Here is a 22,174-nt window from a genome sequence, read left to right as displayed (position 1 = left end):
CGATCGCGGTCTCTGGGGGGTCTCGGGGGTCTCAGCCGGCTTCGAGTTCGGCCTCCACGGCTTGCATGAAGCCCTCGTCGAACATCGTGTCGACGGCCGTGTCGCCGGCGGGGTCCAGTCCCGCGTCGGAACAGGCCGTGCTGAGCAGGTACCGCCCCAGCACGTGGTGCGTGGCGAACCACCAGGAGGCCTCCCCCGCCGCCGGCCGGCCGTCCGGCCCGAGGAACGCGCCGTCGGACAGGCCGAAGCCGAACTCCGTGAACCCCAGCCTCAGTCCCTGTCCCAGGGCCTTGGTGTAGGCCTCCTTGAGGGTCCACAGCCGCAGCATCTCGGCGGCCTGCCGGTCCGGGGGCATCCGGCCGAGTTCGGCGGCCTCGGAGGGGATGCACACGCGGTCCCGCAGCAGCTCGAAGGACATCCGCCTGCCGGCCGGTTCGACGTCCACGCCGATCCGGCCGATCCGGCTGAGCCCCACCGCGATGATGTCCTCGGTGTGGCTGAGGCTGAGGTCGATCTGGCTCATGCCGCGGATGTACGGGCGTCCGCCGATCCGGTACGACAGGTCGAGCGCGGCCGGTTCGGTGCGCAGCGCCGCGGCCGCCGTGTACTTGACGACCATGCGCGAGGTGACGAAGCGGTAGCGGACCGCCGCGTCGGGGGTGCGCCGGTAGCGCTGCCAGTCGCGGCCGAGCAGCGGGCGCAGCGAGGTGTCGGCGAGGGCCGCCGTCAGCCACTCCCCCCACGTCGCGTACACGACGACGCTGCCGCGCGACTCCAGCCCGGCGGAGACCTCTTCCCAGGGGCCGCCGGGGCCGGTGACGTGGACGGGCGGCGCCGCCGCCAGGTTGACCGGTGCCGGACCGACGAACGCCGGATCGACGAATGCCTGATCGACGAGCGCCGGATCGACGAGCGCCGGATCGGCGGGTGCGGGGTTCATCGGACGAGCTCCGTCCCGTCCAGGTCGTAGCTGCGGCCCGCGAGGTGGCGGCGGATCAGCTCGTCGAGCACCTGGGCGAGGCAGCCCTCGGGCAGGTCGGGCACGGCGATGCCGAGGCGGCTGCCGATCCGAGTGAGCGCGAGCACCGCCCACGCCGGGTCGGCGAGGAAGGCGTCGGAGCCGTCCTGCGCCTCCCAGATCCCGAGGACCGAGGCGGCCGCCAGGACCAGCGCGTACCGGTCGGCGAGCACCGCCACTCCGGGGCCGGCCTGTGTGGCCCGGCCCGACGGCAGGGCCGCGCACCGGGTGCGCAGTTCGCGCAGCTCGGCCACGAACCCGTCGGCGAGTTCGGCGAGCGCGGCCATCTGGCCGCCGAACGGCCGGGCCCCGCCGAGCCGGTCGGCGGCGCCGACGAGGGTCGCCGCCAGGAAGTCGTCGCCGCCGGCGATGCCCAGCTGCCGGTAGTCCAGGGCGGGCAGCTGCGCCCCGCCGCCGAAGAGGCCGGGCGGCGGCTCGGGCATGCGGAACCAGGAGCGTTCGGCGAGGGTGCGCAGCTGGGGCACGATGACGGCCTGGCAGGCGGCGGTCCCGGCGTGGCCGAGGCCGGCCACCGGAAGGTCGCGCACCAGCTTGTCGAGGGCCCCGTACTGGGCGTCGCCGCGCACGTATCCGTGGCCGCCGAGGACGCCGGCCAGTTCCTCCAGGTCCTCCCGGATCATGTCGGGCACGACGTACTTGACGGCCGCGGCCAGTACGTTGACGTGCTCGGGCAGCAGGCTGAGGGCGCGCAGCGACACGCCGGCCATGCTGTCGGCGGCCAGCAGGTCGGCGAACACCCCGGCGAGCGGCTTGTGCCAGCGCCGGGCCAGGGGTGCGGTGCGGCCCTCGGTGACGGCCCGTACGGCGGAGTGCAGGACGGTGTCCGCCGCGGCGACCGCCAGGGAGGGGATCAGGCAGCGGTTGACCTGGAAGGTGCGCAGTGCCAGGGCCACGCCCTGGCCCTCGGCGCCGACCAGGGCGTGCCCGGGCAGCGGGAAGTCCTCGAACCGCAGCCCGGAGAAGAGGCCCCCGCGCATGCCGTTCATGGGGACGCGCGGCAGATGGGTGAGCCGGCCCGCCGCGCGGGCGTCCGCGATGGCGTCCGTGCCGAGCAGGAAGACGGAGTGGCTGCGCGGGCCGCGGGCCGGGGCGGTGCGCGCATAGACGACGTACGCGCCGGAGCGGGCCGCGTTGAGGATGACGTCCTTGCTGCCGCCGAGCCGGTAGCCGCCGGCGGGCTCCGGTTCGGCGGTGAACTCGTCGCGCAGGATGCCGTTGGCGTGGGCGAGCTCGTGGTGCACGATCGACGCCCGGCCCCCGCCCAGCAGCACCGCCGCGAGTTCCGCGCGCTGCTCGGCGCCGCCCTCGGCCCATACGGGGGCGGCGGCGAACAGCGAGGTGATGCCGTACCCGAAACCGAGGGCCACGTCGCGCCGGAACACGGGGCGCAGCACCTGTGCGAGCAGGTCGGCGCGCGTGAGCCGGCCGCCGTCGCCGGCGGGCACGAACTCGGCGCCGAGCCGCGCCCCGGCGAGCAGTTCCTCGGTGGCGGCCGGGGGCGTGCGCCGGGCGTCGGCCTCGGCGAGGGCCGCGATCCCGTGCGGGTTGGCCGGGTCGTGCGGATCACCGAGGAGCGTTTCGAGGCGGGCGGCGCGGGCGGCCGCCTCGGGGGCGCCGAGCTGCCCGGCGAGGGTGACGGGCGGGCGGGCGTGCGGGCCGGCGGGGGCCAGGGAGGTCGTCATGTGCGGAGCTCAACTCCCCGGTCAGAGGCTGCGGACGGCGGATTCCGCGTGCTGTGCGGCGACGGCCAGCGTGGCCGTGCTGTCGCGGCCGAGCGCCCGGCGGACGTACGCACGGGCGTCGGCGAGGTTCGCGCCGGGGCCGAAGACCGCCTCGACGGCTTCCTCGCGCAGCAGGACGCTGTGCCGGGAGACGGCGGTGACGCCGGTCTCGTCGGGGAACAGCGCCCACTCGCCGGTGTGCGCGGCGAACAGCGGGGTGGCCGGGGTCTCCTTGTAGACGAGCCGGTAGGCGGCCGGGAAGCAGATCCGCACGGATTCGGTGGTCTGCCGGACGCCGTCGGCGCCGATGGTGTCCGTGGTGAGGTGCTGGATGCCGGGGGCGTCCTCGGTGACCTCGGCTCGGGTGACGTGGGACAGGTGCGCGGGCCAGGCGTCGGCGCGGTACAGGAAGTCGTAGACGAGCTCCGGCGGCGCCTGCACCTTGATCTCGTCCTCGAAGGTGAGGACGAGGTCGTCGAGGCGCTCCCAGCGCTCGGCGGCCTCCTTGATCCGGTCCAGTTCGGCGCGGCTGTTGGTGTCGGTGGCGAGCCCCACCCAGGCGGCGTCGTCGGGCCGGTCCTCCGCCACGGTGAAGTCGTGGTCGAGGGTGAGCCTCGACCGGCCGGCCCCGAGCTCCTCCACGGTCCAGCGGCCGCCCAGGCTGAGCGCGGGCGCCGCGGGGGTCTCCTGGCGGAACTCGACGCGGCGGCCCACGGGGTCCATGGCCCGGCGGGAGAACCACGACTTGACCTCGCCGTTGGCGGTGACCCACATCTGGAACCGGTCCTCGGTCCCATCGAAGTCGAGCCGTTCGACGTGCACGCTCGGAGGCATGAGCAGGGGCCACTGGGTGGTGTCGGCGATCAGTCCGTACACCACGCCGGCGGGTGCGTCCATGTCCACCGTGTAAGCCCTGTGATGTGTCCGCTCGAGTGACATCGGTCCACCTCTCTCGCCCTGGGGTCACGAATGTGCCGGAGCGCGCCGGAAGGCGGCTGGAAGGCCGCTCGAGGACCGTTCGGTGAGGGGTCGACGGCTGTCCGGGCCGACCCGGCGGTCAGACGGAGGCCCGCGAAGCGGCCAGTGCCCGGTTGACCATGTCGAGGTAGCGGCGCGGGGTGTACGCCTCGTCGAGTTCCTCCTCGTCGAGTACGACGGCGTGGTCGCGCTCGACGCGGCCGGTGGTCTCCAGCATCGCCAGCGAGTCGTAGCCGAGGTCCCCGAACGACGTGTCGAGGATGTCGCCGTCGAGGTCGGCCCCCTCGGCCTCGCCCGCGCATTCGCGCAGCAGCCTGACCAGGTCCGCCAGTTCGAACTGCTCCTGTCCCATGGAACTGCCTCTCTTCCGTTGCGTGTGTCGTGTGTCAGGCGGCGCGGACGACGGCCGCCGCGTTGAAGCCGCCCCGGCCGCGGGCCAGCACCAGCGCGGTGCGCAGCGCCTTCCCGGTGCGCGGGGTGCCGGTGACCAGGTCCACGGGGCAGTCGGCGGCGGGCCGCACGGTGCCGGTGGTCGGCGGGATCACCTGGTCGCGCAGGGCGAGCAGGGCGGCCGCGAGGTCGAGGGCGGCGCCGCCCGAGGAGAGCCGTCCGGCCATGCTCTTGGGTGCGGTGACGGGCACCGCGTACGGGCCGAACACGGCGGCGATGGCCTCGGCTTCGGCGCGGTCGGCCGCCCGTTCGCCCGCGGCGTCCGCGAAGACCAGGTCGACGTGGGCGGGTCCGATCCCGGCGTCGGCGAGCGCGAGTCGTGCGGCGTCGGCGAGGCGCGGCTCGTGCGGGGAGGCGTCGAAGGTGGCCGCGTGCCCGGCGAGGCTGCCGTACACGCGGGCGCCGCGGGCGGCGGCGCTCGCGGCGTCCTCCATGACGAGCAGCGCACCGCCCTCGCCGACGACGTGGCCGGAGGCGTCCTCGTCGAAGGGCAGGTAGGCCCGGGCGGGGTCGGCGACGGTGCTCAGGGAGCCGCCGGCGAGGTGGGCGGCCCAGCCCCAGGGGCACAGGGCGGAGTCGAGGCCGCCGGTCACCACGAGGCGGGCTCCCTTGCGGAGCTGGCGGCGGGCGTGCGCCACCGCGTCGAGGCCGCCGGCCTGTTCGGAGACGACGACGCCGGAGGCGCCGCGCAGCCCGTGCTTGATGGAGATCTGGCCGCTGTTGACGGCGTAGAACCAGGCGAAGGACTGGTACGCGCTGACGTGCTGCGGGCCCTGGCTCCACAGGGCCTGGAGTTCGCGGTGGCCGAACTCGAAGCCGCCGGAGGAGTTCGCGGTGACCACGCCCGCCGCGTACGGGGGCAGGGCGGTGATCTCGGCGCCGGAGTCGTCGATGGCTTCCTGTGCGGCGGCCAGCGACAGCCTGGTCACCCGGTCGGTCTGGGGCAGGAGCCGGCTGGAGACGTGGTCCTCGTCGACGAAGCCGGGCACTTCCCCGGCGATGCGGACGGGGTACGGGGAGGCGTCGAAGCGGGTGACGGGCCCGATGCCGCTCTCGCCGCGCAGGACGGCGGCCCACCAGGCCCGGGTGCCGAGCCCTCCGGGGGCCGCGACTCCGATCCCGGTGAAGACGGCGGTGGTCGCGGGCGCTGCGAGGACGGCGTTCATACGGCTGCCTTCAGGCTCGGGCGGGTCAGGATCATGGCGCTCTGGAAGCCGCCGAAGCCGCTGCCGACCGTCAGGACGGTGTCCGTGCGCTGTTCGCGGGCGGTGAGCGGGGTGTAGTCGAGGTCGCAGGCCGGGTCGGGTTCGTGCAGGTTCGCGGTCGGCGGGACGACGCCGTGTTCGATGGTGAGGGCGCAGGCGGCCACTTCGAGGGCGCCGACCGCGCCGAGGGAGTGCCCGATCATCGACTTGATCGAGCTGACGGGTACCTGGTGGGCGCGTTCGCCGAGGCTGCGCTTGAAGGCGTCGGTCTCGTGCCGGTCGTTCTGCTTGGTGCCGGAGCCGTGGGCGTTGACGTAGTCGACGGCGCTCGGGTCCAGCCGTGCCTCGTCGAGGGCGAGACGGATCGCCTCGGCCATCTCCGTGCCCTCGGGGCGCAGCCCGGTCATGTGGTAGGCGTTGCTGCGGGAGGCGAAACCGGCGATCTCGGCGTAGACGTGCGCGCCGCGCCGCCGGGCGTGTTCCAGCTCCTCGATGACGAGGACGGCCGCGCCCTCGCCGAGGACGAATCCGTTGCGGGTGCGGTCGAAGGGCCGTGAGGCGCCGGCCGGGTCGTCGTTGCGGGGCGTGGTCGCCTTGATCGCGTCGAAGCAGGCCAGGCTGATGGGTGAGATCGGTGCCTCGGCGGCCCCGGTGACCACCACGTCGGCGCTGCCCTCGCGGACCAGGTCGACGGCGTGCCCGATGGCGTCCAGGCCGGAGGTGCAGCCGGTGGAGACGAGGGAGACCGGCCCCCGGGCGCCCGCGGCGCGGGCGACCTCGGCCGCCATCGACGAGGGCACGAAGTAGTCGTAGAGCTGCTCGGCGGCCCGGGCGTGGTCCACGAGCCACCGTCCGCCGCGGTCGCTGACGGTGGCGTACTCGCGTTCCAGACCGGTGGTGCAACCCAGTGCGCTGCCCAGGGTCACCCCGCACCGGGTGGGGTCGAGCGTCCCCGCCACCCCGCTGTCGGCCAGCGCCTCGCGTGCGCTGACCAGGGCGAACTGCACCGCCCGGTCGAGCCGATGGACATCCGACGGTCCGAAGCCGTGCTCCAGCGGGTCGAAGTCTGCCTCGGCGGCGACCTGAGAGCGGTAGGGGGCGGGGTCGAGGAGGGTGATGGTGCGGGTCGCGGTGCGCCCGGACGTCAGCAGGGACCAGAACTCCTTGGTGCCGGGCTTGCCCGGGGCGACGACCCCGATGCCGGTGATGACCACGCGTCTCATCGCTGCCCCCCGCGAGTTGGTTGCCCGTACCGGTCTTCGAGCGTCGACGACCGCACTGGAGGACGGCTGGAGCCGCCGCCGCCCTCCGGCAACAGACCCGCTAGCGGCCCTCTGCGTACCGCTTGGCGAAATTGAGCGTGGCGGTGCTGTTGCGGCCCAGTGCCGTACGGACGTAGGCGCGCGCCGAGCGCAGGTCGGCGTCCTCCCCGAGCACGGCGGTGATGGTGTCCTCGCGCAGGACGACGCTGTGCCGGGAGGTGGCGACGGTGCCGTGCGCGTCGCCGGTCACGGTCCAGGAGCCGGTGTGGGCCTCCATGAGGGCGGGGGTGCGGGTCTGCTTGTAGACGATGCGGCCGGCCTCGGGGAAGCAGACGCGCACCGAGTCGGTGGTGTGCGCGGAGCCGTCGGCGGTCAGCGTGTCCATCGACATCACCTGCACCGGGCCGTCCTGCGTCACGTCGAGCCGGGAGACGTGCGGGAGCAGCTCGGGCCAGTCGCCGACCTTCTCCAGGAAGGCGTAGACGTCCCGGGGGGGCGCCGCCACGTGGACGGTGTCCTCGAAGGACATGACGAGGGCGTCGAGCCGCCCCCAGCGCTCCCCGAGGCGGGCGATGTTGCCCAGCTCGGCGCGGCTGTTGGTGTCGGTGGCCCGGTTCACCCAGTCCACGTCCTCGGCCCGGTCGCCCGCCACGGAGAACTCGTGGAGCAGGGTCAGCCGGGAGCGTTCGGCGCCCAGCGCCTCCACGGCCCAGGTGCCGGTCATCGCCGACAGCGGGGCGGCGGGCACCTCCTGGCGGAACTCGATCCGGCGGGCGGCCGCGTCGAGGAGGCGGCGGGAGGTCCACGACGTGGTCCGGCCGTTGGCGGTGGCCCACACGGCGAGGTGCTCGTGCACCCCGTCGAAGGCGAGCCGCTCCACGTGGACGTTGGGCGGGAAGTACAGCGGCCACTTGGCGGCGTCCGCGATCAGGCCGTAGACCACGCCCGCCGGGGCGGCGACCTCGATCGCGTGCGAGGTGCGGTGCGGGCGCCCGGTCTCCGAGAGGGAGGTGGTCATCAGAAGTTCCCCAGCCCGCCGCAGACGTTGAGCGCCTGGGCCGTGATCGATGCCGCGAGCGGCGTGGTCAGGTAGCCGACGAGGGCGGCGACCTCCTCGGGGGTCGAGTAGCGGCCCAGCGGGATCTTCGCCTCGAACTCCTCCAGGACCTCCTCCTCGGTCTTGTCCCAGACGCCCGCGTACCCGGCGCGCACCCGGGCGGCCATCGGCGTCTCGACGTATCCCGGACAGACCGCGTTGACGGTGGTGCCGGTGGTGGCGAGCTCCTTGCCGAGGGACTTGGTGAAGCCGACGACGGCGTGCTTGGAGGCCGTGTACGGAGCGCCGAGCACCACGCCCTGCTTGCCCGCGGTGGAGGCGATGTTGATGATGCGGCCGTGGGCGCCGGTGCCGAGCCCGCCGCCGCGCAGCGCCTCCCGGGTCACCAGGAACACGCTGTTGAGGTTGGTGTCGATGATGTCGTACCAGAGCTCGTCGGCGAGTTCGGCGGTGCGGCCGCCGCCGCTGCGCCCGGCGTTGTTGACGAGGACGCTGATGGGGCCGAAGGTCTCGACGGCCGCCGCGACGAGCCGTACGACGTCCTCCTTCACGCGGACGTCGGCCGCCGTGCCCTCGACCTCCAGGCCCTCCGCGCGCAGGTCCTCGACGGTCTGCTTGACGGCCACCCGGTCGCGGGCGCACAGGAACACCCGGTGGCCGCGCCGGCCCAGGTCCCGGGCCACGGCCAGGCCGATCCCGCTGGTCGCACCGGTGACCAGGGCCACGGGGGTGGCGGGCACCGCGTCGTCAGTCGTCGCCGTCATCGTCGTCCCTCCAGGACTCGGGTGGTTGTCCTGACCGTGTCCCGATCCGCTGGGGAGGCGTTCGAGGAGCGGTGGAGGAGCGCTGGACCGAGCACCGCCAGGGCGTCCTCCAGCCGCCGCGCGGTGAGGCTGCGGCCGCTGGAGGCGACGTAGCCGTCGGGGCGGATCAGCACCCAGCCGCCGGAGGCGAGGCCCAGTGCGTCGCGCAGCCTGCCGTCGGGGTCGGGCAGCGGCCAGGGCGCGCTGCCGGCGGTGGCGCCGACGGCCCGGACCGAGAGCCAGTCCCGGGCGCCGGCGGCGGCGCCGTCGGCGGCGGCGCTCGCCTCGTCGCCGTCGGGCGCGTACAGCAGGGTCCAGCGGATGTCGCGGAGTTCGGCGTGCAGCGCGGTGGCCGCCGGGCCCGCGGGGAGGGCGGCGGCGACGGCGGCGGCACGCGATCCGGCGGGCACCCGCAGCCCGTCGTCGCCGGCCGCGTTCAGGGAGGAGTCGGGGTAGCCGAGGAGCAGCCCGGACATCCCGCCGAGGACCTTGCGCTGGATCTTGCGGCGCAGCGGCGGCGCGCCGCGCACGACGGAGAAGACGGCCGGGAGCATCACCCCGGCCAGGTTGTTCTTGAGTTGGACGAGGAAGGTCGCCTGCTTGGTGGAGCCGAGGAGCCTGCGCCCGACGGGCACCCGTTCCTCCGAGTACGTGTCGAGCAGGGCCCGCCCCGCGCGGCCGTGCGCGGTCATGGCGAGCTTCCAGGCGAGGTTGTAGGCCTCCTGGATGCCGGTGTTCATGCCCTGGCCGGAGGCGGGGCTGTGGACGTGCGCGGCGTCGCCGGCGACGAAGACGCGGCCTTCGTGCATGCGGGGCACCATGCGCTGCTGGAAGGTGAAGACGGAGGTCCATTCGGGCCGGCCGACGCGCACCTCGCGGCCGAGGCCCGCGCTGAGCCGGGCGGAGAAGCGTTCGGCGCTCGCGAGGTCGTGGGCGGCTCCGGTGGTGCCGGCGCGGGCGGTGGGCGCGGTGTCGAGCAGCCGCCAGTGGCCGTCGCGCAGGTAGGGCACCATCATCAGGGCCTGGCCGCCGGTGTGCACCCAGTAGATGGTGTCGGGCGGCAGGTCGAAGTCGACCTGTGCGTCGGCCAGTTCCCAGGTCTCGCTGGATTCGCCGATCAGCTCGAGCCCGATCTCCTTGCGGACGGTGCTGTGGCCGCCGTCGCAGCCGACGAGCCAACCGGTCGCGTACTCCTCGGTCCGGCCGTCCGCGTGCTCCAGGCGGGCCCGCACCCCGTGCTCGTCCTGGCGCAGGCCGGTCAACCGCACGCCCCATTCGGGGGTGACGCCGAGCCGTCCGCAGGCCTCGCGCAGCAGTTCCTCGGTGCGGGTCTGCTCGATGACGACGGTGAACGGGAAGCGGGTGGGCATCGAGGAGTAGTCGGCTTCGAGCCGCACCAGGCGTCGCCCGCCGGCGTACATGGTGAAGGCCTTGTTGTGGCGGCCGCTCTCCAGCACCGGCCCGGCGACGCCCATCTGGTCGAAGGTCTCCAGGGTGCGCGGGTGGACCGCGACCGCCCGGCTGGTCGCGGCCGGTCCGGGCGCCGCGTCGACGAGCCGTACGCGGATGCCCCTGCGGGCCAGTTCGTGGGCGGCGGTGAGGCCCACGGGCCCCGCTCCCACGACGAGCACCGAGGTCTGGTCGGACATCACCATGGCGGTCCCTCTCTCTCCGGGCGGTGCATGCGGCTCGAAAAGCGGTACGGCTCGTACGGCGTTCAGACGGCGGCTTCGAGGGCGGCCCGGCTGTGCAGGGCCTGCCGGAGCCGGCGCCGCTCCGGCTTGCCGACGGGTGTGCGGGGCACGGCGTCGACGACCTCGACGCGGCGGATCCGCTCGAAGCGGGCGAGGCGCCGGTTGGCGCCGTCGACGATCGAGTCGAGGGTGTCGAGGAGGCGCGGTGCGTAGGGTTCGCGCAGTACGATCCCGGCCCAGGTCACGGCGCCGTGTACGGGGTCGGGCCAGCCGGTGACCACGCAGTCGGCCACCCGCGGGTCCTCGGCGAGGACGCTCTCGACGGTGGTCGGCGAGACGAGTTCGTTGTCGTACTTGAAGACGTCCCCGATCCGGTCGACGAGGAACAGCTCGCCGTGCTCGTCGACGTATCCGATGTCCCCGGTGGACAGCCAGCCCTCGCCGTCGACACCCGAGTCCTCTTCCGGATCCAGGTATCCGGCCATCAGCTGGGGTCCGCGCACCTGGACCTCGCCGGTGGCGCACGCGCCCAGCGGCTGCCGGCCCTCCAGGTCCACGACGCGGCATTCGGTGCCGGGCACGGCCCGGCCGACGGAGCCGGCCGGGCCTCCGTCGGGGCTCTGGCTGTGCGAGAGCGGCGACAGTTCGGCCATCCCGTAGCCCTGGACGACGGGTACGCCGAGCCGCGCGGAGAGCGCCGCGGCCGTGGCGGGCGCGAGCGCGGTGCCTCCGGAGAGCACCGCCGTCAGCGCGGGCCCGGCGGGCACCCCCTCGGCCCACGGGCCGGCCTGCGCGAGCTGCCCGGCGAGCCGGTGCAGTCGGGCGGGCAGCCCGTAGTAGTGGGTGGCTCCCGTACGGGCGGCCAGCGCGAGGGAGGCCAGCGGGTCGGGGCTGGTGCACAGCACCTGGGTGGCGCCCGCGAACACGGCCGAGTTCAGGTGCATGGTGTGGAAGAGCGGCAGGTGGTTGAGGGTGACCGATCCGCCGTCCAGCCGGTGCGCGGCGGCGGTCTGCGCGGCGTTCACCACCAGGTTGCGGTGGCTGAGCCGGACCCCGCGGGGCCGTCCCGTCGTACCGGTGGTGAACTGCACGCAGGCGTCCGCGTCGAGATCGGCCACCGGGAACGGGGCCGTGGACGGCCCGCCGGGAAGCCCGTCTCCCTCCGGCCCGACCACGACCACCGCGCGCAGCGCCGGCAGCCGTTCGCGCAGGGCCCCGAGCAGCGCGGCGGTCGCGGGGGGCACGAAGGCGACCTCGACGGCGGCGGCCGCGAAGACGTGCAGCAGCCCCGCCTCCTTGATCAGCGGGTTGACCAGCACGGCCGTGCCGCCGCCGCGCACGGCGCCGTAGTAGGCGGCGGGGAACTCCGGCCCGAGGGTGTTCGCCACCCCGATCCGGGCTCCCGGCCGCCCGGTCAGATGGGCGACGCACGCCGCGAACCGGTCGGTGAGGGAGTCGAGTTCGGCGAACGTGAGCGCGCCCTCGGCGGTCCTGAGGGCGCAGCCGTCCGGATCGCGCTCGGCGGCCCGGCGCAGCAGCCCGTCGAGGGGGAGCCGCGGGTACGTGATGGAATTCGGCACGGCAGGGCCCTCCTCATCCTCCTCATCGGACGTGCCCCACCCTCGGCCGGGGCGCTTGAGAAGGATTCGAAGCGGGCTCGATGTCCGCTGCAGAAGCTGTGCACCATGACCCCGACCACGACGATCGACGCGATGGACAGATCCGCGCGGGAACAGGTGGAGTTCGGCGTCCTCTATGCCGGGATCCAGCAGTTCTACGCGCACCAGATGCAGCTCTTCGATGCGTTCCGGGCCGAGCAGTGGGCCGCGACGTTCACCGAGGAGGCCGTCTTCGACGTCCCGACCCTGCCGGAGCCGGTGCGCGGGCGGACCGCGCTGGCGGCGTGCGTGCGCCACAACGAGGACGTGGCGCGGCGCACGGGCGAGCGGCTGCGGCACTGGCTCGGCATGCTCGACGTGGAGCAGCGCCCGGACGGCACGGTCCGCACCCGCGCCTACGCCCTGGTGTACATGACCCCGCTGGACGGCGTCCCGAAGGTGCACCGGGTGTGCGTCATGGAGGACACCCTGGTCCGCTCCCGCGGCCGCTGGCGCACGGCGCACCGCCTGGTCTCCCGCGACGACCTGCCGTAGCCGGTCCCGGCCCCCGTCGCGACGCCGCGGCGATGCACGTCAGCCGGTGATCCGCCGCAGCGGAACGACCACGCGCCGACCGGTGGCCTTCGCGCCGAGACGGAAGAACTTCACCTGACCCACCTTGTGCGTGAACTCCACCCACCCCTCCGCCTCCAGCTCGCGCCGGCTCCGGGAGAAGTGCGAGGCGGGAATGCCGACGATTTCAGCCAGCTCTGCGGCCGTCATCTCCACGGAGTGGTCCATCCCGCCGAAGATCGCGTACGTCATCAGCAGGTTTTGCTTGAGGTGCGACAGTCCGCTTATCCGCAGACGCAGAGCTTCGAGCTCGGGGTACGGGCTTTGGCGTGACATGGTGTTCGTCCTTCGGTGCTGCGTCGGGTCTCCCCGGGAGAGTAGGAAGGTGGTAGGCGGCGGCTGCGTCCGACTGTTCTTCCCCACTGAGGCTGGACACGATGTGGGGGCTGGCCCGGTACTTGATCGTGCGACCCACGGTCTCGGCGACGAGGAAGATCCTGTTCTCCGCCAGCTTCTTCGCGATCCTCCTGGTCCCCTGCGGTGTCAGCCCAAGGTACGCGGCGGCCTCGCCGGCCGTGGCACCGCCCCGCTCGTACGTCTGGATCGCGCAGTAGAAGAACACCCGGAAGTCGTCACCGGTCAGACCGGAGTCCTTGCCCAGCATGGCCATGATCCGGGCGAAGGAGAACTGCCCGAACCGGCCGCCGAGGTTGTAGGAGCGGCGCGAAGGCTCGTCCTCCCACAGCTCGTGCAGTTCACCGGTCTGCCTGTTGACCAGCTCCCGGCGGGTGCTGCGCGGATTCCTCGGCAATTCCGACCCCCGACCTGTGCGATCCGACCCCTTCAACATTACCCCAGGCGTCATGTCGCCAGTGGTAACTGAACGAATCCTACGGTTCCTTCGCTTACCGCTGACGACATGACCACACACGCCATGTATCGGCATCCCAGGATGCCGATATAGGCATCCCAGGATGCCTATCCTCACCACGTTTTTGCAGGTCATAGCCATGCGGGGGCTGCGTCCTCTAGGGGCGTCATCAGGAACCGATAACCGCCGAGCAGCTGGGGCTGGGATGTGGGGGCCGGCCCCGCACCTCGGCCAGGGCCACGGCCCCGGCAGGCGGCTGCTCGCCCCATCGCTCCGCGAAGGCGCTCCCAGGTGGGTCCACCGCCCGTCGGCCACCGGTGCCCGCCGGGTCGGCGCGGGAGGAGGCGAATCAATTGGCGTGGCTGGTACCGGGGCTGGCTGATGCCCACATTGCTACCGGAGGTCGCATGACGGGCATCGTCGTGGCTCGCTTTCTGTGGTTGCTGTTCGACCCGGCGCAGGGGGTGCTTTCCCAAGCTGGACCGGGCACGGTCGTCGACTTCGTGCGCCGCGCGACCGACCTGGCGGAGCGTACGGGCCGAGGCCGTGGTCGAAGGGCCGTCAGACCCGGGTCACCAGCAGCGCGCTGTGCGTGCCGCCGAAGCCGCTGCCCACCGTGAGGGCCGCCCCGACGCGCTGCTCGCGGGCGGTGACCGGGGTGTAGTCGAGGTCGCAGACCGGGTCGGGTTCGTGCAGGTTCGCCGTCGGCGGGACCACCCCGTGCTGGACGGCCAGCAGGCAGGCGGCCACGGCGAGGGCGCCGAGCGCGCCCAGCGAGTAGCCGATCATCGAGGCGACCGCGCTGACCGGGACCCGGTGGGCGTGGGCTCCGAGGGCCCGCTTGAGGGCGACCGTCTCGTGCACGTCGCCGCTGCGGGTGCCCGAGCCGTGCGCGGCCACGTGGTCGACGGCGCCCGGGTCCAGGCGCGCCTCGTCGAGGGCGGCCCGGACGGCTTCCGCGAGGTCGGCGCCGCCGGTGCGCAGCGCGGTCATGTGGAAGGCGCTGCTGCGCGAGCCGAACCCGGCGATCTCGCCGTACACGCGGGCCCCGCGGCGCCGTGCGTGTTCGAGTTCCTCCACGACGAACAAGGCCGCGCCCTCGCCCAGTACGAACCCGTCTCGGGTGCGGTCGAAGGGCCGGGCGGCGCCCGCCGGGTCGTCGTTGCGGTGGTGCGAGGCGATGCGGACGGCGTCGAAGGAGGCCAGCGTCATCGGGGAGATCGGCGCCTCGCTCGCCCCGGCGACCACCACGTCGGCGGTGCCCTCGCGGATCAGGTCGAGGGCGTGCCCGAGGGCGTCCAGGCCGGAGGTGCAGCCGGTGGAGAGCAGGGACACCGGGCCCTGCGCGCCGACGGCGCGGGCCACTTCGGCGGCCATCGAGGAGGGCACGAAGTAGTCGTAGAGCCGCTCCGCCGCGCGCGCGTGCCCGAAGGTCGTACCGGCGGCCGTCGCGGCGGTGGCGAACTCCCGGTCCAGGGAGCTCGCGCAGCCGAGGGCGCTGCCCAGCGAGACCGCGCGGCGCATCGGATCCGCGGCTCCGGCCGGCCCGCCGCCGACGAGGCCACTGCCGGCCAGTCCGCTGTCGATCAGCGCCTCCCGTGCGCCCGCCACCGCGAACTGCGCCACGCGGTCGAGCCGCAGCGCCTCCGTCAGGCTCAGCCCGCGGCCCAGTTCGTCGAACTCGGCCTCCGCGGCGACCCGGGAGCGGAACCCGGACGGGTCGAAGCGGGTCAGCGCCCCCGTGGCGGTGCGCCCGGCGGTGAGCAGGTCCCAGTAGCCCCGCACCCCGGTCCCGCCCGGGGCCACGACGCCCAGGCCGGTGACGACGGCCCGCCTCACCGGCCCCTCACCACGGCGGACGCGGGCCCCGTGACCCGCTCCACGACCCGCGCGGCCCGTCCGATCAGCCCCGGCAGGACCCGGTCGCGTACGAAGAAGTGCCCGCCGGGCACCGTGCGGTGGACGAACGGGCCCGTGGTCCAGCGGGCCCAGCCCGCCACCACCTCGGGGGTGACCAGCGGATCCTCGCGTCCCGAGACCGCGAGGACCGGCACCGGGAGCGGATCCCCGGCTTCCCTGGCGGCGGTGCGCAGCGCTCCCGCGAGCCGGAGGTCGTCGCGCAGGACGGGGAAGACCATGCGGTGCCAGATGTCTCCGGGTCCGGTGCCGTCGGGCACCGCGTCGAAGGTGTCGAGCAGCGCGAGCAGGGCCGCGTCGGGCAGGTCCGCGGAGGCCGCGAGCGCGGCGGGTCCGTCGGGCGGCGGCACGGCGCCGAGGGCCAGCAGGGCCGGCAGCGGCAGTCCGCGCTCGTGCAGGTGCCGGGTGAGGGTGTGGGCGACGATCCCGCCGAGGCTGTGCCCGTACAGCACGTACGGTTCCTCCGCCCGCGCGAGCGAGGCGACGAGCGGCTGGAGGTCCTCCAGGAGCGCGGCCCGGTCGGTGACGCGTGCCTCGCGGCGGCGCCGGTCCCGCCCGGGCAGCGGCCACGCGTCGGGCTCCACGCCCGGCCCGAGCAGCCTCGGCCAGTGGTGGAAGGCCGAGACCCCGGCCCCCGCGTGCGCGAAGCACCACACACGTACGCCCATCGTCGTGCCCCTCCCGTGCCGGATCGGGCCGCTCAGGCCGCGTACAGGTTGAAGGTCGATCCTCCCCGCGGTCCGGCGACCACGTCGAGCGCCGGGTCGACGGCGAGCATCGCGTGGTGCAGCCGCTGGAGCTGCGGCGAGGGCTCCACCCCGAGGTCTTCTATCAGCCGGGCCCGCATTCTGCGGTAGATGTCGAGTCCGGTCGCCTGGCGGCCCGAGCGGTAGAAGGCCACCATCGCCTGCGAGTGCAGCCCCTCGTGCTGCGGGTGGCGTGCGATCAACTCCTTGAGTTCGGCGAGGAGTTCGGTGTGCCGGCCCAGGCGCAGGTCGGCGTCGATGCGCCGCTCGGTGGTGACGAGCCGGCTCTCCTCCAGGCGCATGACCTCGATCTCCAGGATCGGCCCGACGCGCACGTCGACGAGCGCGTTGCCGTTCCACAGGCCGAGGGCCTGGCGCAGCAGGGTGGCCGCGGTCTCGTCGTCCCCCTGTTCGAAGGCGCTCTGGCCGCGCGTCACGAGCTGCTCGTACTCGTGGACGTCGACGGACTCGGGCGCGATCTGCAGGAGGTATCCGCCGTGGCGGGTGGCGAGCACCTCCTTGGCGTTGCCCGGGGCCCCCGGCCCCATGGCGGTGCCGAGGCGCCGGCGCAGCTGGAGTATGTAGGTCTGGAGGGTGGTGAGGGCGCTGTGCGGCAGCTGCGTCCCCCATATCTCCTCCATGAGCGTCGGTACGGGCATGACCCGGCCGGGGTACAGCGCGAGCAGTGCGAGGATCTGGCGCGGCTTGCGGGCGGTCGGAACAATCGAGCCCCCGTTGACCTCGGCGCTCAAGGGACCCAGAACCTGAATCTGCATGGTCTCCTCCGTCACTTTCGTCGAGTTCCCCTCGATTTCCAGCCTTGACCCGTGCACGGTAGCGGGACTCCGCGAATAACCTCCGGAAGCTTGAGCAGCCGTCGAGCGCGCTTCCAATTTCCCTGTCGGACAAGGGAGTTGATGCTGGCGAAGGCCGTTTACGCAAGGGCTCGCACCCCGATTCCGCATTGCCACGAGCCGTTCGAACGACGCTTGAACGCCCCTGGAACGAGGGACTGTTTCAAGTCACGCGAGCGGTGCAGGTCAGGTCAGGCGCAGCACCCGGGACGCGGGACGCGCCCACGGGAAGCCCTGCCTCAGGTGCACGGGCGGCGGGCCGCCCGCGGGCCGTTCGATGCGCACGGCGACCGCGGCGAGCGTCTCCGGCACGGGCTCGAACTCCAGGAAGCACCAGCGGTCCTTCCCGCTCTCCCCGAGCCCGTCGCCGTCCACGGTGAAGGCGAAGGCGCCGCCCTCGTCGGCGCGCGCGAAGGTGTACGTCGACGGGGACGCGGTCGGGTCCGGTGCGGCGCCGCCTTCCGCGCACGCCTTCGCGTACGCCTGCCGCAGCGTCCACAACCGCATGGCGCGGCGGGTGCGCGCGCGGCCCCGGGGCGCCGCGCCGATCCAGTCGCGCTCCGCCCGCGGGAAGCCCTCGACGATGCCGTCCAGGGCCGCCGTGCCCCGACCGAGGTGCTCCACGTCCACGCCGATGCGGTGGCCGCGGGCCACGCCGACGAGGGTGTGGCCGGGCGTACGGGCGAGGTTGAAGTCCAGAGCTGCGCCGCCGCGCGGGAGTCCGCCCGGCGGCGGCATGAGGTGGGGCCTGCCGTAGGGGGAGCGCCGCAGGACGGCCTCCGCCTCGGGGATCCCGGTCTCCATGGCCAGCACCCGGCGCAGCAGGGTGTGCGCCACGAGGTACTGGCGCCGGTCCCGTTCGAAGAGGAAGCGGGAGGCGGTCTCCCTTTCCTGCTCGTCGAGCCAGTGCGCGGCGAGGGTCGCCGAGACCGCCGGGGCGAGGTCGGCGTCGGGGCAGAACCAGAGGCTGATGCTCACCGGCCGACGCTCACCGCGCCGGCAGCCACAGCGCGGTGCGCAGCAGGGCGGACGGCGGGATCGGGACCGATACGGCAGCGGCGCCCGACGCCGCCTCCAGCGCGGCCCAGTCCACGTCCACCCCGGTCAGCCACAGGTCGCGCAGTTGCCCGAGCCGACCGCCGCGCCACAGGGCGGCGAGGTAGTCGGCGCTCTCGGGGGCCTCGCCGAGGCGCATCGGGTCCCGGCGCCCGCCGCGCAGGTCCGCGCACGGCGCTTCCGCCTCCTCCAGGAGGCGCCCGAGTTCCTCCACGCCGTGGACGACGAAGGCGATGCGGCAGTCCATGGCCGCGCGCCCGGTCCGCAGTCCGCGCGCCACCGCCGCGAGGCCGGGCACCTCACCGCCTCCCGGCACCTCACCGCCCGCCGGCACTTCGTGGCCCGGCGCCCCGTGGCCCGGCGCCCCGTGGCCCGCCCGCAGCCACTCCCCGAGCCGCCGAGCCGTGGCCCGCGCGTGCTCCGGGGTGGGTCCGGAGACCAGTACGAGTTCCGCACGGCCGGCCGGGAGCGTCCGCACCGCCGGCACCGGGGCCGCGTACTCCTCCAGCACCACCTGGGCGTCCACCCCGCCCGCGCCGCGCAGGCCCGCGACCACCCGCCGGGGTACCGCGGGGTCCGTCGGGTCGGGGCGGCCCCAGGGTTCGGCGGCCTCGCGACCCGGCCCGGGGAGCAGGACGCCGTGGCGCAGCTGGAGGACGGCCCGGGTCAGCAGTGCCAGTCCGGTGGCCGGGCCGCCCTCCCCGACGGAGGGACGCGCGCACGGCGCGGTCTCCCGCAGGCCCGGTTCCTGCTCGGCGAGCCCGGCCCGTTCCAGGGCCGCCGCGAGGGCCGCCCCGCCCCGGGCGTGGACCGCCGCGCTGCCCCGGACGACGGCGTGCACGGTGTCGCCGTCGGCGAGGGCCCGGTCCAGCGGCTTCAGCAGCAGTGCCCCCACCGCCTCGCCGGCGCCCGGCCGTCGGCTCCAGGGGTGCAGGAGCAGGTGGACGCCTCCGACGAGGGCGGCCGTGCACTCCCCGCGTTCCAGGGCGGTGAGCGCGAGGTGCAGCGCCGTCGGCACGGAGGCCTCGGCGGTGTCCACGCACTGGCTGGGGCCGGTCAGGCCGAGCACCCGGGACACCCCGTTGGCGATGTCCCACTGGCCGCCCCGCGAGTCCGCCCCCGCCTCGGCGGCGAGCAGCGGCCAGTCGCCCGCCCCCGCGCCGACGAACACCCCGACGTTGCGGGGCGTACCGTCCGGGGCGCGCAGCGCGTCGAGCCGGCTGCCGGTGCATCCGCCGTCCTCGAAGGCCTCCCAGGCGGTCTCCAGCAGCAGCCGCTCCCGGGGGTCGGTCAGCGCGGCCTCCTTCGGGTCGAGCCCGAAGAACTCCGCGTCGAACTCCCCGACCCGCTCCAGGTAGTGCCCCGGTTCACCGCCGGGCCGGCCCGGCGGCGGCGGCGCGACCGTGTCCCGACCGTCGCGCAGCACGCGCCAGAACGCCGTCAGGTCGGGGGCCCCGGGGTAGCGGCCGGCCATCCCCACGACGGCCACGGGGGCCGCCCGCAGGGGCAGTTCGCGCACCGAGGGTCCGTACGGCGCCGAAGGCTCGACCGTCACGACCATCCCGTCGGCACCGCCGAAGGCGTCGATGGCATCGACACCGTTAACGCCGTTGACGCCGTTGACGGTCCCGAGCGTGCCGACGGGGCCGACCGGGCCGACGGCCGGCGCCAGCAGGGCGACCGCCTGTCTCCGGTCCAGGGTCCCGTCCTTGAACCGGGTGAGAATCTCCCGCTCGTCCATCCCGGCCCGTCTCCCCGTCAGACCTGGGCTCGGCGCGGCAGCAGCAGGAGCGCCTCGGCGACGCTGAGCCGCCCGTCCTGCAGGGCGTCCAGCAGGAGTTCGAGCTCACGGACGGCCGGCGGGGCCGTCCGGACCCCGGTCTGCCGGGCCACGTACGCGGCGAGCGCGTCCAGCGTCTGGTACTCGTGCAGCACCACGGCCCGCTCGCTCAGCCCGAAGACGCGGTTGACGACGGAGACGAACTCCGCGCCGAGGAGCGAGTCCACCCCCAGCCTCGGGAACGGTGTGTCCGCGTCCACGTCCCAGCTGTCGCAGCACAGGATCGCGGTGAGCTGCTCGCGCAGTACGTCGACGATCTCCATGCCCGGAACCGGCGGAACCGGCGCAGCCTGCGTGACCGCCGGAATGAGGTGACCGGCCGGAACCACCTGCAGCGCCACCGGCTCGGCCGCCCGCACCACCTCCCGGGCGAAGGCCGCCGGAGTGGGGTGGTCGTAGAGGTCGCTCGGGCACAGGGAGGTCCCGTACCGGGCGTTGACCACGGCCACGAACTCCGCGATCAGCAGCGAGCCGAGGCCGAGGAACTGGAAGGTCTGCTCGGGGTCGATCTTCTGCGGGTCCACCTTCAGCACGTCGCCGAGCACCCCGATGATGTCGGGCAGCACGTCGGCGGAGCGTGGTGGAGCGGAAGAACGGTCGTTCGTCATCGGTGACTCCTCCAAACCGGCACCGCTGCGGGTCAGCCGGCGCTGCCCGAGAATCCGTGTGCGTACGCGGCCCTCGGCGCCGCCGTACGGAAGCCGCCCGCCGCGCCCTCGGGTACGAGGCCGGGCAGCAGCAGCGTCCACAGAGCGGCCACCCTGCGCTGGAGCTCCGCGCCGGGCATTCCGGTGCCCGCCATCACCTCGATCCCGCACACGGTCGCGGCGACGAGCGATTCGGCGCTCTCCCAGGAGCAGCCCTCGCGCAGTTCGCCCGCGTCCCGGGCCCGGCGCAGCAGCCCGCAGGCCGCCGAGACCCAGACGCGGTGGAAGTCGGTGAGGCTCGGCAGGGTGTCCGCGCACTCCTTGGTGAGCCGGAAACTGGCGGGCACGGCCGGCTCGTCGTGCAGGGCCCGGGCCAGCCAGTGCGTCGCGTCGACCAGCGACTGGAGCGGGGAGAGCCCGGAGGCCTCCAGGGCCCGCAGGGATTCGTCGAGCAGGGCGCGGCCCCGCTCCTGGACGGCCACGGCGAGTTCGTCCTTGGAGGCGAAGTGGAAGTACAGGGCCCCCTTGGTCACTCCGGCCGAGCCGGCGATCCCGCCGAGCGTCGCATTGGCGTAGCCGTGGCGGTGGAACCACTCCGCTCCGGCGTGCACGAGCTTGCGGCGGGTCCGCTCCGACCGCTCCTGCACGACGCTGCCCTCCCGGCCCGCGCTCCGGCCCCGAGGCCGTGCCGCGACGCGTACCGCGGTCCGGGCCGTCGTACGGGTCGTGGTCTGGGAGATCGTACGGGCTGCCGTCCGGTCGGCGGTGCGGTCCGTCGCGCGGTCCGCAGTCTGAGGTGTCGCCCTCACGCGCGCGGCCATGTCAGCCCACGCGTACCAGTCGTCCGCCACCCGCCTCCGGCACCTCTGCCAGGCCGTCGGGGCTGGCCATGAGGATGGAGCGCTGGAGCCGGCGCAGCGAGGTGGAAGGTTCGAGGCCCAGTTCCCGTACGAGCGTCGCGCGCAGCCGCTGGTAGACGTCGAGGGCCTCGCCCCGGCGGCCGGAGCGGTGCAGGGCCAGCATGAACTGGCCGTGCAGGTTCTCGTGCGTGCGGTACTGGCTGACGAGCACGGTCAGTTCGGCGAGCAGCTCGCGGTGGCGGCCGAGTCTGAGGTCCGCCTCGATGCGCTGGTCGAGGGCGCAGAGCCGGGTCTCCTCCAGCCGCCGGGTCTCCATGTCCAGCTGGATCCCGCCCTGCACGTCGGCGAAGGCGGGGCCGGACCACAGTGCCAGGGCCTCGCGCAGCTTGCGGGCCGCGCCGGGGAAGTCGCCGGCGTCCATGGCCCGGTAGCCCATTCCGGAGAGCCGTTCGAACTCGCGTATGTCACTGAGGCCGCCGCCGCTGTCGAGCAGGTAGCCGCCGGGCAGGGTGACGAGCACGTCCTTGGCCGTGCGCCGCCGGCCCCCGTCCTCGGCCTCGCCCTCGACGGGCGGGCCCTGCTCCAGGGCCGTCGCGATGAGCGTCCTCAACTGCAGTACGTAGGTCTGGAGCGTGGTCCGGGCGCTGCGCGGCGGGGTGCCCGCCCACAGCTCCTCGATGAGTGCCGACACCGGGACCACCTGGTCGGCATGGAGCGCCAGTATCGCCAGTACCTGTCGCGGCTTGGGGGCGGTCGGCGTGACGGAGATCCCCTGTTCCCGCACGGCCAGTGTGCCCAGTACTTCGATGTCCACGCCGTACTCCCCTGTCCTTGGATGAGCCGATCCCAGTTAAAAACAGGACCCACGGTTTGTCAATAGAAAACCGACCGTGCTGTTTTCAGTTCATCACCTACCTGGCGATCCCGCAAACATCCCTCTGACCTGCATATATGCCATTCATGCACCCATCGACGGCCGCCACAGAGAGACTCCAGGGGTGCT

General features: G+C 74.0%; 21 protein-coding genes. 2 read left to right on the top strand and 19 right to left on the bottom strand.

The features are described from left to right. Positions 1-31 precede the first annotated feature (31 nt). The 10 genes from ACFYZL_RS32050 to ACFYZL_RS32005 form a co-directional block, all read right to left on the bottom strand. Positions 32-940 (bottom strand): 4'-phosphopantetheinyl transferase family protein, encoded by a 909-nt coding sequence (locus ACFYZL_RS32050; protein WP_384755348.1) that lies wholly within the window; start codon positions 938-940, stop codon positions 32-34. Continuing rightward, positions 937-2,721, bottom strand: coding sequence for an acyl-CoA dehydrogenase (locus ACFYZL_RS32045; protein WP_384755349.1), 1,785 nt, complete (start codon positions 2,719-2,721; stop codon positions 937-939). Before ACFYZL_RS32045 ends, ACFYZL_RS32050 begins: the two co-directional genes overlap by 4 nt. Positions 2,722-2,742: 21 nt before the next feature. Continuing rightward, on the bottom strand, positions 2,743-3,657 hold the full coding sequence (locus tag ACFYZL_RS32040) for an aromatase/cyclase (protein ID WP_384755352.1): 915 nt from the start codon (positions 3,655-3,657) through the stop codon (positions 2,743-2,745). 160 nt (positions 3,658-3,817) lie between these two features. Further along, positions 3,818-4,090, bottom strand: a complete 273-nt coding sequence (locus ACFYZL_RS32035) for an acyl carrier protein (protein WP_384755354.1) — start codon at positions 4,088-4,090, stop codon at positions 3,818-3,820. A 34-nt stretch (positions 4,091-4,124) separates the two neighbouring features. After that, entirely contained in the window at positions 4,125-5,354 is a 1,230-nt protein-coding gene (locus ACFYZL_RS32030; protein ID WP_384755356.1) for a ketosynthase chain-length factor, read from the bottom strand. Beyond that, positions 5,351-6,616 (bottom strand): beta-ketoacyl-[acyl-carrier-protein] synthase family protein, encoded by a 1,266-nt coding sequence (locus ACFYZL_RS32025; protein WP_388683830.1) that lies wholly within the window; start codon positions 6,614-6,616, stop codon positions 5,351-5,353. The genes ACFYZL_RS32030 and ACFYZL_RS32025 overlap by 4 nt, the downstream gene beginning before the upstream one ends. Positions 6,617-6,716: 100 nt before the next feature. Continuing rightward, positions 6,717-7,673 carry an aromatase/cyclase gene (locus tag ACFYZL_RS32020; RefSeq protein WP_384755362.1) on the bottom strand — a complete coding sequence of 319 codons (957 nt, stop codon included), beginning with the start codon at positions 7,671-7,673 and terminating at the stop codon, positions 6,717-6,719. Continuing rightward, positions 7,673-8,476 (bottom strand): SDR family NAD(P)-dependent oxidoreductase, encoded by an 804-nt coding sequence (locus tag ACFYZL_RS32015; RefSeq protein WP_384755365.1) that lies wholly within the window; start codon positions 8,474-8,476, stop codon positions 7,673-7,675. Before ACFYZL_RS32015 ends, ACFYZL_RS32020 begins: the two co-directional genes overlap by 1 nt. Continuing rightward, entirely contained in the window at positions 8,473-10,164 is a 1,692-nt protein-coding gene (locus ACFYZL_RS32010; RefSeq protein ID WP_388683826.1) for an FAD-dependent oxidoreductase, read from the bottom strand. Before ACFYZL_RS32010 ends, ACFYZL_RS32015 begins: the two co-directional genes overlap by 4 nt. 68 nt (positions 10,165-10,232) lie before the next feature. Further along, positions 10,233-11,789 (bottom strand): class I adenylate-forming enzyme family protein, encoded by a 1,557-nt coding sequence (locus ACFYZL_RS32005; protein ID WP_388683824.1) that lies wholly within the window; start codon positions 11,787-11,789, stop codon positions 10,233-10,235. 105 nt (positions 11,790-11,894) lie between these two features. On the opposite strand from ACFYZL_RS32005, the gene ACFYZL_RS32000 reads away from it, so the two are divergent. Then, positions 11,895-12,362, top strand: a complete 468-nt coding sequence (locus ACFYZL_RS32000) for a nuclear transport factor 2 family protein (protein WP_388683822.1) — start codon at positions 11,895-11,897, stop codon at positions 12,360-12,362. A gap of 39 nt (positions 12,363-12,401) precedes the next feature. On the opposite strand, the gene ACFYZL_RS31995 is transcribed toward ACFYZL_RS32000, so the two are convergent. Beyond that, positions 12,402-12,716: a hypothetical protein gene (locus ACFYZL_RS31995; protein WP_388683820.1), complete on the bottom strand. Its 315-nt coding sequence runs from the start codon at positions 12,714-12,716 to the stop codon at positions 12,402-12,404. A gap of 128 nt (positions 12,717-12,844) precedes the next feature. Between ACFYZL_RS31995 and ACFYZL_RS31990 the strand changes: the two genes are divergently transcribed. After that, the gene (locus tag ACFYZL_RS31990; RefSeq protein ID WP_388683817.1) at positions 12,845-12,994 is read left to right on the top strand and encodes a hypothetical protein; all 150 of its coding nucleotides are present in this window, start codon (positions 12,845-12,847) and stop codon (positions 12,992-12,994) included. Positions 12,995-13,812: 818 nt separating this feature from the next. On the opposite strand, the gene ACFYZL_RS31985 is transcribed toward ACFYZL_RS31990, so the two are convergent. The 8 genes from ACFYZL_RS31985 to ACFYZL_RS31950 all read right to left on the bottom strand — a co-directional run bounded on the left by ACFYZL_RS31985 (position 13,813) and on the right by ACFYZL_RS31950 (position 21,985). Then, the gene (locus ACFYZL_RS31985) at positions 13,813-15,090 is read right to left on the bottom strand and encodes a beta-ketoacyl-[acyl-carrier-protein] synthase family protein (protein ID WP_388683814.1); all 1,278 of its coding nucleotides are present in this window, start codon (positions 15,088-15,090) and stop codon (positions 13,813-13,815) included. Then, positions 15,087-15,836, bottom strand: a complete 750-nt coding sequence (locus ACFYZL_RS31980; protein ID WP_388683812.1) for a thioesterase II family protein — start codon at positions 15,834-15,836, stop codon at positions 15,087-15,089. Before ACFYZL_RS31980 ends, ACFYZL_RS31985 begins: the two co-directional genes overlap by 4 nt. Positions 15,837-15,868: 32 nt before the next feature. Continuing rightward, on the bottom strand, positions 15,869-16,690 hold the full coding sequence (locus tag ACFYZL_RS31975; RefSeq protein WP_384751716.1) for a BTAD domain-containing putative transcriptional regulator: 822 nt from the start codon (positions 16,688-16,690) through the stop codon (positions 15,869-15,871). A gap of 264 nt (positions 16,691-16,954) precedes the next feature. Further along, positions 16,955-17,746 carry a 4'-phosphopantetheinyl transferase family protein gene (locus ACFYZL_RS31970; protein WP_384751719.1) on the bottom strand — a complete coding sequence of 264 codons (792 nt, stop codon included), beginning with the start codon at positions 17,744-17,746 and terminating at the stop codon, positions 16,955-16,957. A 10-nt stretch (positions 17,747-17,756) separates the two neighbouring features. Then, complete coding sequence (locus ACFYZL_RS31965) at positions 17,757-19,565, bottom strand: beta-ketoacyl synthase N-terminal-like domain-containing protein (protein WP_388683809.1); 1,809 nt, start codon at positions 19,563-19,565, stop codon at positions 17,757-17,759. A gap of 17 nt (positions 19,566-19,582) precedes the next feature. After that, positions 19,583-20,272: a phosphopantetheine-binding protein gene (locus ACFYZL_RS31960; RefSeq protein WP_388683806.1), complete on the bottom strand. Its 690-nt coding sequence runs from the start codon at positions 20,270-20,272 to the stop codon at positions 19,583-19,585. A gap of 32 nt (positions 20,273-20,304) precedes the next feature. Continuing rightward, a complete protein-coding gene (locus tag ACFYZL_RS31955) occupies positions 20,305-21,120 on the bottom strand; it encodes a ScbR family autoregulator-binding transcription factor (RefSeq protein ID WP_388683804.1) in 816 nt (271 codons plus the stop codon). A 13-nt stretch (positions 21,121-21,133) separates the two neighbouring features. Then, on the bottom strand, positions 21,134-21,985 hold the full coding sequence (locus ACFYZL_RS31950) for a BTAD domain-containing putative transcriptional regulator (RefSeq protein ID WP_384751730.1): 852 nt from the start codon (positions 21,983-21,985) through the stop codon (positions 21,134-21,136). Between the last annotated feature and the right edge of the window lie 189 nt (positions 21,986-22,174).

This window comes from Streptomyces sp. NPDC001717 (genome assembly GCF_042892775.1).
In the GTDB taxonomy this organism is placed as follows: domain Bacteria; phylum Actinomycetota; class Actinomycetes; order Streptomycetales; family Streptomycetaceae; genus Streptomyces.
This window is presented reverse-complemented; position numbering and strand designations above follow the sequence as displayed.

What these genes read in the sequence shown, in the direction of transcription:
- ACFYZL_RS32030 (WP_384755356.1), bottom strand. Translation starts at nt 5,354, where the DNA reads ATGAACGCCGTCCTCGCAGCGCCCGCGACCACCGCCGTCTTCACCGGG.
- ACFYZL_RS32045 (WP_384755349.1), bottom strand. Translation starts at nt 2,721, where the DNA reads ATGACGACCTCCCTGGCCCCCGCCGGCCCGCACGCCCGCCCGCCCGTC.
- ACFYZL_RS32000 (WP_388683822.1), top strand. Translation starts at nt 11,895, where the DNA reads ATGACCCCGACCACGACGATCGACGCGATGGACAGATCCGCGCGGGAA.
- ACFYZL_RS32040 (WP_384755352.1), bottom strand. Translation starts at nt 3,657, where the DNA reads ATGGACGCACCCGCCGGCGTGGTGTACGGACTGATCGCCGACACCACC.
- ACFYZL_RS32010 (WP_388683826.1), bottom strand. Translation starts at nt 10,164, where the DNA reads ATGTCCGACCAGACCTCGGTGCTCGTCGTGGGAGCGGGGCCCGTGGGC.
- ACFYZL_RS31960 (WP_388683806.1), bottom strand. Translation starts at nt 20,272, where the DNA reads ATGACGAACGACCGTTCTTCCGCTCCACCACGCTCCGCCGACGTGCTG.
- ACFYZL_RS31980 (WP_388683812.1), bottom strand. Translation starts at nt 15,836, where the DNA reads ATGGGCGTACGTGTGTGGTGCTTCGCGCACGCGGGGGCCGGGGTCTCG.
- ACFYZL_RS32020 (WP_384755362.1), bottom strand. Translation starts at nt 7,673, where the DNA reads ATGACCACCTCCCTCTCGGAGACCGGGCGCCCGCACCGCACCTCGCAC.
- ACFYZL_RS31995 (WP_388683820.1), bottom strand. Translation starts at nt 12,716, where the DNA reads ATGTCACGCCAAAGCCCGTACCCCGAGCTCGAAGCTCTGCGTCTGCGG.
- ACFYZL_RS32025 (WP_388683830.1), bottom strand. Translation starts at nt 6,616, where the DNA reads ATGAGACGCGTGGTCATCACCGGCATCGGGGTCGTCGCCCCGGGCAAG.
- ACFYZL_RS32050 (WP_384755348.1), bottom strand. Translation starts at nt 940, where the DNA reads ATGAACCCCGCACCCGCCGATCCGGCGCTCGTCGATCCGGCGCTCGTC.
- ACFYZL_RS32015 (WP_384755365.1), bottom strand. Translation starts at nt 8,476, where the DNA reads ATGACGGCGACGACTGACGACGCGGTGCCCGCCACCCCCGTGGCCCTG.
- ACFYZL_RS32035 (WP_384755354.1), bottom strand. Translation starts at nt 4,090, where the DNA reads ATGGGACAGGAGCAGTTCGAACTGGCGGACCTGGTCAGGCTGCTGCGC.
- ACFYZL_RS31965 (WP_388683809.1), bottom strand. Translation starts at nt 19,565, where the DNA reads ATGGACGAGCGGGAGATTCTCACCCGGTTCAAGGACGGGACCCTGGAC.
- ACFYZL_RS31975 (WP_384751716.1), bottom strand. Translation starts at nt 16,690, where the DNA reads ATGCAGATTCAGGTTCTGGGTCCCTTGAGCGCCGAGGTCAACGGGGGC.